This window comes from Saccharopolyspora sp. NPDC002686, assembly GCF_040295745.1.
Classification (GTDB): Bacteria; Actinomycetota; Actinomycetes; order Mycobacteriales; family Pseudonocardiaceae; genus Saccharopolyspora; species Saccharopolyspora oryzae.
The window spans coordinates 1-6,730 of sequence record NZ_JBEOVY010000390.1 but is presented as its reverse complement, the minus strand read 5'-3'; the positions used below and the strand labels follow the sequence as shown (position 1 = coordinate 6,730).

Sequence of the window (6,730 nt, the reverse complement as noted above, 5' to 3'; positions counted from 1 at the left end):
GGTGGTGCAGCCGTAGCCGACCAGGTGGAAGCCCAGCTTCTCCAGGTACGGCCAGAGACCGGCCTTCTCGTAGTAGTCGGTGACGACCTGCGAGCCAGGGGCCATCGAGGTCTTCACCCACGGCTTGCGGGTCAGGCCCTTGTCCACCGCGTTGCGGGCCAGCAGCGCCGCGCCCAGCATCACCGACGGGTTCGAGGTGTTGGTGCAGGAGGTGATCGAGGCGATCACCACGGCACCGTGGTCGAGCTCGAACTCGCCCAGCTCGTCGGAGGACACCGTGACCGGCTTGGAGATCCGGCCGTGCGAGCCGTTGGCGGCCGAGACGACGGCCGGCGCGGACTCGTGGTGGGTGACCGCCGGGGCGTCGCTGGCCGGGAAGGACTCCTCGCCGGCCTCGTCCACGGCGCGGTCGTCAGCGGTCTCGACCTTGACGTAGTCGGTCAGCGTGTTGCGGAACGACTGCTTGGCCTCGGAGACCACGATCCGGTCCTGCGGGCGCTTCGGGCCGGCGATGGACGGGACCACGGTGGACAGGTCCAGCTCGAGGTACTCGGAGTACTCCGGCTCGTGGCTCGGGTCGTGCCACAGGCCCTGCTCCTTGGCGTAGGCCTCGACCAGGGCGACCTGGTCGGCCGGGCGGCCGGTGAGCTTGAGGTAGCGGACGGTCTCCTCGTCGATCGGGAAGATCGCCGCGGTGGAGCCGAACTCCGGGCTCATGTTGCCGATGGTGGCGCGGTTGGCCAGCGGGACCGAAGCCACGCCGGAGCCGTAGAACTCGACGAACTTGCCGACGACGCCGTGCTTGCGCAGCATCTCGGTGATCGTGAGGACCACGTCGGTGGCGGTGGCACCGGCCGGGATCTCGCCGGTCAGCTTGAAGCCGACCACGCGCGGGATCAGCATCGACACCGGCTGGCCGAGCATCGCGGCCTCGGCCTCGATGCCGCCGACGCCCCAGCCCAGCACGCCCAGGCCGTTGACCATGGTGGTGTGCGAGTCGGTGCCGACGCAGCTGTCCGGGTAGGCCTGGCCGTTGCGGGCCATGACGGTGCGGGCCAGGTGCTCGATGTTGACCTGGTGCACGATGCCGGTGCCCGGGGGGACGACCTTGAACTCGTCGAAGGCGCCCTGGCCCCAGCGCAGGAACTGGTAGCGCTCCTTGTTGCGGCCGTACTCGAACTCGACGTTGCGCTCGAAGGCGTCCGGCTTGCCGAACACGTCGATGATCACCGAGTGGTCGATGACCAGCTCGGCCGGAGCCAGCGGGTTGACCTTGGAGGTGTCGCCGCCGAGATCGGCGACGGCCTCGCGCATGGTGGCGAGGTCGACCACGCACGGCACACCGGTGAAGTCCTGCATGATCACCCGGGCCGGGGTGAACTGGATCTCGGTGGACGGCTCGGCCTTGGCGTCCCAGTTGGCCAGCGCGCGCACGTGGTCGGCGGTGATGTTCGCGCCGTCCTCGGTTCGCAGCAGGTTTTCCAGGAGGATCTTGAGGCTGTAGGGCAGCCGCTGGGCCCCGTCGACCGCGCTGAGCCGGAACACCTCGTAAGAGGCGTCGCCGACGTTCAGCGTGCCGCGGGCGCTGAAGCTGTCCTTGCTCGCAGGTGCAGTCACGTTCAACTCCATCTCGCGACGGGCGCAAGTTCGGGAACGATTGCGAGTCTCGCGCACGTCGGCCGAGCGTGCGCGCAGAACCCGCTCTCTTCGACGCTAACAGTACGCTTGTCCTGCAATGGCTCTCAACTAAGGGTTGGCAAACTCTCGATCACATGTACCACTCCGTGCAAAACCGCTGTTTTTCCGGGGGTTCCCACGGATTGGGACGTCGGTACCGGAATCGGGTTCAGGACGGTCGGGGACGCGTGCTTCGATTGGTGGGTGCGCAACCTGACCAGCAATGCGAAGTCCGCCGGAGTGGCGGTCGCGATCGCCTCCGCGTTCTGCTTCGGCGGATCCGGACCGTTCGCCAAACCTCTCATCACCGCGGGGTTCAGCCCGCTGCAGGTGGCGTGGTTGCGGTTGGCCGGTGGCGCGCTGCTGATGCTGCCGTTCGCGCTCCGGCACGCGGCGGCCGTGAAGCAGGTGCCCAAGTTGCTCATCGCGTACGGGTTGTTCGCCATCGCCGGGGTCCAGGTCTTCTACTTCGCGGCGATCGCCAGCGTGCCGGTCGGGGTCGCGCTGCTGATCGAGTTCCTCGGACCGGTGCTGGTGCTGGGCTGGATCCGGTTCGTGCGGCGCAGCCCGGTGAGCCGCTCGGCGGCGATCGGCGTGGCGATCGCGCTGGTCGGGCTGGCGTGCGTGGTGGAGCTGTGGTCCGGGCTGAGCTTCGACCCGATCGGCCTGCTGCTGGCGCTGGGCGCCGCGGGCTGCCAGATGGCCTACTTCCTGCTCTCCGACAGCGGTCCCGAGGTGGACCCGTTCGCCCTCGCCGGCTTCGGCCTGCTGCTCGGCGCCGTCGTCGTGACCTTGATCGCGCAGCCGTGGGACATGGACTGGTCGATGCTGCTCGGCAACGTCGAACTGGCCGGCAGCCAGTTCCCGGCGCTGGTGGCGGTGGCCTGGATCGTCGTGGTCAGCACGGTGGCGGCGTACCTGACCGGCATCATCGCGGTCCGCCGGTTGTCGCCGCAGGTGGCCGGAGCCGTCGCGTTCCTGGAACCGGTGGTGGCCACCCTGCTGGCCTGGGCGCTGCTGTCCGAGGCGCTGGGGCCGATCCAGCTGCTCGGCGGGGCGCTGATCCTCGCCGGTGCCTACGTCGCCCAGCGCTCCGCTCCGGCGAAGGTCCAGGAGGCGGAGCTCGCCGGGGTGCGGTCCTGATCCGCCAGCACCGCCCCGCTGTTCAGCGGAACCGCAGTTCGGCCGCGGTGATGGTGTTGAGGTGCAGCAGGATGTCGTAGGACCTGCCGAGGGCCACCGGGTATTCGCCGGCTCCTGGCTTGGCGGGGTTGAAGTGGCCGCCCATGTACTGCTCGAGGCTCGTGCCGGGTTCGGGCGCCATTCCGGCGTAGAGCTCGGTGAACTCGCCGGCCAGCCCGCGGAGCTGATCGGGGTGTCCTGGGCCGATCCGCGGGCTTCGGGGTCAGCGGGCTGCGCGCAGAGCGGAGCCGACCAGGTTGACCAGAAGCTTCTCGAGGAGGGCGATGGCCACGCCGGTCAGGACGGTGGTGAGGAACTGGGGCATCGTGCAGGTTCTCCCGGTATCGCTGGTGCGTTCAGGTCCGACTGTCCGCCGGCCGGGTTAGCCGGGCTCCAGCCGGAGGTGTCGCAGAGGTGAACCGGGGCGTAACAGTGCAGGTCAGACGGTGTTCCGCGACCACTTCTGCCACACCAGCACCGCCAGTGTCGCAGCGATCGACGTGGCCGCCGCGATGCCCCAGTGGTGCGGGAGCAGAGGACTGCTGCCGAAGAACTGGCTGACGCCGGGCAGCTGCACGAGGCCGAACAGCACCACCAGCGATCCCGCGCCCGCGGCGAGGACCAGCGGGGTGCGGCCCCGCACCGCGAGGGTCTGCGCCAACTGCGCGGAGACCAGCGCGACCAGACCGGTGGTGCGGGCTTGCGCGGCGGTGGACAGCGGCCGGGCGAGCAGCCAGGCGAGTCCGGCCGCACCGGCCGTGGCCGCCGCGCGGGCGTAGACGTCGTGCGCCAGCGCCGTGCCGAGCGAAGCCTCCGGTCCCTCGGCGAGCAGCTTCTCCGGGGTGGCGTGCGGCGGTGGCCGCACCGCGATCGCGATGGCGGGCATGATGTCGGTGAGCAGGTTGACCACCAGCAGCTGGCGGGCGTTGAGCCCGGCCGCGGGGCTGATCAGCCCGGTGCTCAGCGCGTAGCCGATCTCGCCGAGGTTGCCGCCGAGCAGGATCGACAGCGCGTCGCGCACCGACGTCCACATCCCCCGGCCTTCGACGATGCCGTCGGTCAACGTCTCGATGCGGTCCTCGGCGACGACCAGGTCCGCGGCCTCGCGCGCGGCCGGGGTGGCCCGGGAGCCGAACGCGATCCCCACCTGGGCCAGGTTGATCGCCGGGACGTCGTTGGCGCCGTCGCCGGTCATCGCCACCACCCGGCCACCGGCGCGCATCCGGCGCACGATGCGCGCCTTCTGCGCCGGGCTGACCCGGGCGAACACCGAGATCTTCGGCAGCTCGCCGGTCAGCTGCTCGTCGTCGAGCTGGTCCAGCTCGGCTCCGGTGAACACCCGCTTCTCGCCGAGCATGCCGAGCTCGGCGGCGATCGACTCGGCGGTGCTGGGATGATCGCCGGTGATCATGATCACGTCGACGCCCGAGCGGCTCAGCTGCGAAACCGCCTCGGCCGCAGCCGGGTGCACCGGATCGGCCAGGCCCAGCAGGCCGACGAGCTCCAGATCGTCCACATCAGACTCGGTCAGCTCGGTCGCGGCGGAGGGAGCGGCGCGCTCGGCCACCGCGAGCAGCCGGTAGCCGTCCATCGCCAGCCGCTCGACCTCGTTCTCGACCTCCGCCCGCGCTTCGGCGTCGAACACCTCGCTGCCCTCCGGGCGCCGCCAGCTGACGCACCGTTCGAGCACGACCTCCGGGGCGCCCTTGACCGACAGCAGGCCGTCGGTGCGCACCGCGTGGAAACCCCGCGACGGTTCGAAAGGCAGCTCCGCCAGCACGATTCCGTCCGCAGCGACACCAGCGGCGCGCGCCCCGTCGAGCACCGCCTGGTCGGTGAGGTGGGGGAGCGGGTGCTCGTCGGTCGGCCGGGGCGTGGCCCGCACTCCGGCCGCCACGACCTCCCGGTGCTGTTCGTCGAGGTCCGAAGTGGACTGAGCGGTGCGGCCGTCGGAGACCTGCCCGAGCGCGATCCGGCCCTGGGTGAGGGTGCCGGTCTTGTCGAAGCACAGCGCGTCGACCCGGCCCAGCGCCTCGATGGTGGCGGGACTGCGCACCAGCACGCCGCGGCCGGCCAGGCGCCGGGCCGCCGCGAGCTCGGCGAGCGTGGCGACGAAGGGCACCCCTTCCGGGACGGCGGCCACCGCGAGCCCCACGGAGCGGGCGACGGTCCGGCCCAGCGGCACACCGCGCAGCAGGTCGGCGGCGAACAGCGCACCGCCCGCTCCGATGGAGACGGGCAGGATCTTCTTCGTCAGCTCGCCGAGCCGGGCCTCGACGCCGTTGCCGGTCTCCGGTGCGCTGGTCTGGGCGGTGCGCCCGAGCTCGGTGCGCGTGCCGACCGCGACGACGACGGCGGTGCCGGTCCCGCTGGCGACGGCCGTTCCCTGGTAGAGCATGCAGGTGCGGTCGGCGACCACGGGTGCGGTGGTGGCGGCGATGTCCTTGACGACCAGCTGGGACTCGCCGGTGAGGCTGGACTCGTCGACCTCCAGGCCGTCGACGGACAGCAGCCGGGCGTCGGCGGGCACCCCGTCGCCGGCGCGCAGCTCGATGACGTCGCCGGGCACGAGCTGGTCGGCCGGGACCACGTCGGTGGTGCCTTCGCGCTTGCGCCGCGCAGGCATCTGCCCGGCATCGAGCAGTCGGGTCAGCTCCCGGTCGGTGGTGACCCGCTGGACGCCGTCGACCAGCGCGCTGGCCAGCAGAACCCCGACGATCAGCGCCGCGTCGACCACCGATCCGAGACCGGCGGAGATGACCGCACCGGCGCCCAGCACCGGCGTGATCGGGGTGATCAGGCCTTCCACGGTCGCCCGGGCCACTCCGGGCCGCGGGCGGTCCCGTTCGCGGTCCTGGCGCCGGCTGGCGGCGATCGACTCGCTCAGCCCCCGTTCCGAACTGGCCAATGTGGACAGAGCTGCGTCCGGGGGCATGGCGTGCCAAGGCGTTCGCTCCTGCGGGACCGGGGGAGCGCGGTTGGCCGCGCACATCCCGGCCCAGGTGCCGGTGATCAGCGCCGACAAGGTCGCCGCTTGCACCGGCATCGAAGCGCGCCCCGGCGCCCCGAGTGCAGGGCCGAAGGCGGCGAACAGCGCTCCCAGGCAGGCACCGGCGACCGACAGCAGGACCGCGTTGCGGCTGGCCGAGCGGGCGTTCTCGGTGGCGGCCAGCAGCAGGTGGACGACGTCGGCTCGCGGGCACAGCACATCAGCGCCCCAAGGGGTGTGGTCCGGTGTGGACAGTCCGAGGCCGACGTCTGCCGCGGCCAACGCGGCGTTGGCCCGGGCCGAGACGACCGCGACCACCGCGCCGTCGGCCTGCAGCCGCCGCACCGAACCGGCCAGCCGGTTCCCCCCGGCCACGACCTGGTCGAACGGAAGCCGGTGGTCCAGGCGGCTGCTGATTCCGGCCACCACCGCCGCCCCGTTCTCCCGGGCCGTTTCGACCAGCGCTTCGGCGAGCGGATCGAGCTCTTCGACGACGTTGGCCAGGGCCACGACCTCGCCGCGGTGGCGCAGCACCACCGCCGAACCGCGCGCGGACGCTTCCGCGGCGGCGCCGCGAGCGGCGTCCGGGAGGTATTCGGGTACGGGGCCGGTCGACCAGTCGCCGAGAACCTGCTCGGCCGTCGGATCCTGTAGATCGATGAGTCGGCTCGCGCGGGCGAAAAGCTCCGCAGCGTCGGCCTCCGAGTCCAGCGGGACGACGACGTCGAGCGAGCGACGGCCGGTGAGCAGCGCAGGGGCGTCGAACACGACGGTGTCGACGCGGTCGAGCCGCCGCAGCGCGTCGGGCTCCAGGACGAGCCCACCGCGGGCCGAGACCGCGGTGGACAGGTGGGTGGCGAAGCCCTCGCGCCCGGACTTGGC

General features: G+C 71.8%; 4 protein-coding genes. 1 reads left to right on the top strand and 3 read right to left on the bottom strand.

Annotated elements, in window-relative coordinates; translation table 11 throughout:
• On the bottom strand, positions 1 to 1,617 hold a 1,617-nt coding region (gene acnA / locus ABTZ89_RS33400), incomplete at its 3' end, for an aconitate hydratase AcnA (protein WP_351052326.1).
• Between the two features lie 264 nt (positions 1,618 to 1,881).
• On the opposite strand from acnA, the gene ABTZ89_RS33395 reads away from it, so the two are divergent.
• Positions 1,882 to 2,820 carry an EamA family transporter gene (locus tag ABTZ89_RS33395; RefSeq protein ID WP_351052323.1) on the top strand — a complete coding sequence of 313 codons (939 nt, stop codon included), beginning with the start codon at positions 1,882 to 1,884 and terminating at the stop codon, positions 2,818 to 2,820.
• 22 nt (positions 2,821 to 2,842) lie between these two features.
• Here the strand turns inward: ABTZ89_RS33395 and ABTZ89_RS33390 are convergent, their stop codons facing one another.
• Positions 2,843 to 3,001, bottom strand: coding sequence for a hypothetical protein (locus ABTZ89_RS33390; protein WP_351052320.1), 159 nt, complete (start codon positions 2,999 to 3,001; stop codon positions 2,843 to 2,845).
• A 297-nt stretch (positions 3,002 to 3,298) separates the two neighbouring features.
• Positions 3,299 to 6,730: cation-translocating P-type ATPase (locus ABTZ89_RS33385; protein WP_351052318.1), on the bottom strand; the 3,432-nt coding region annotated here is incomplete at its 5' end.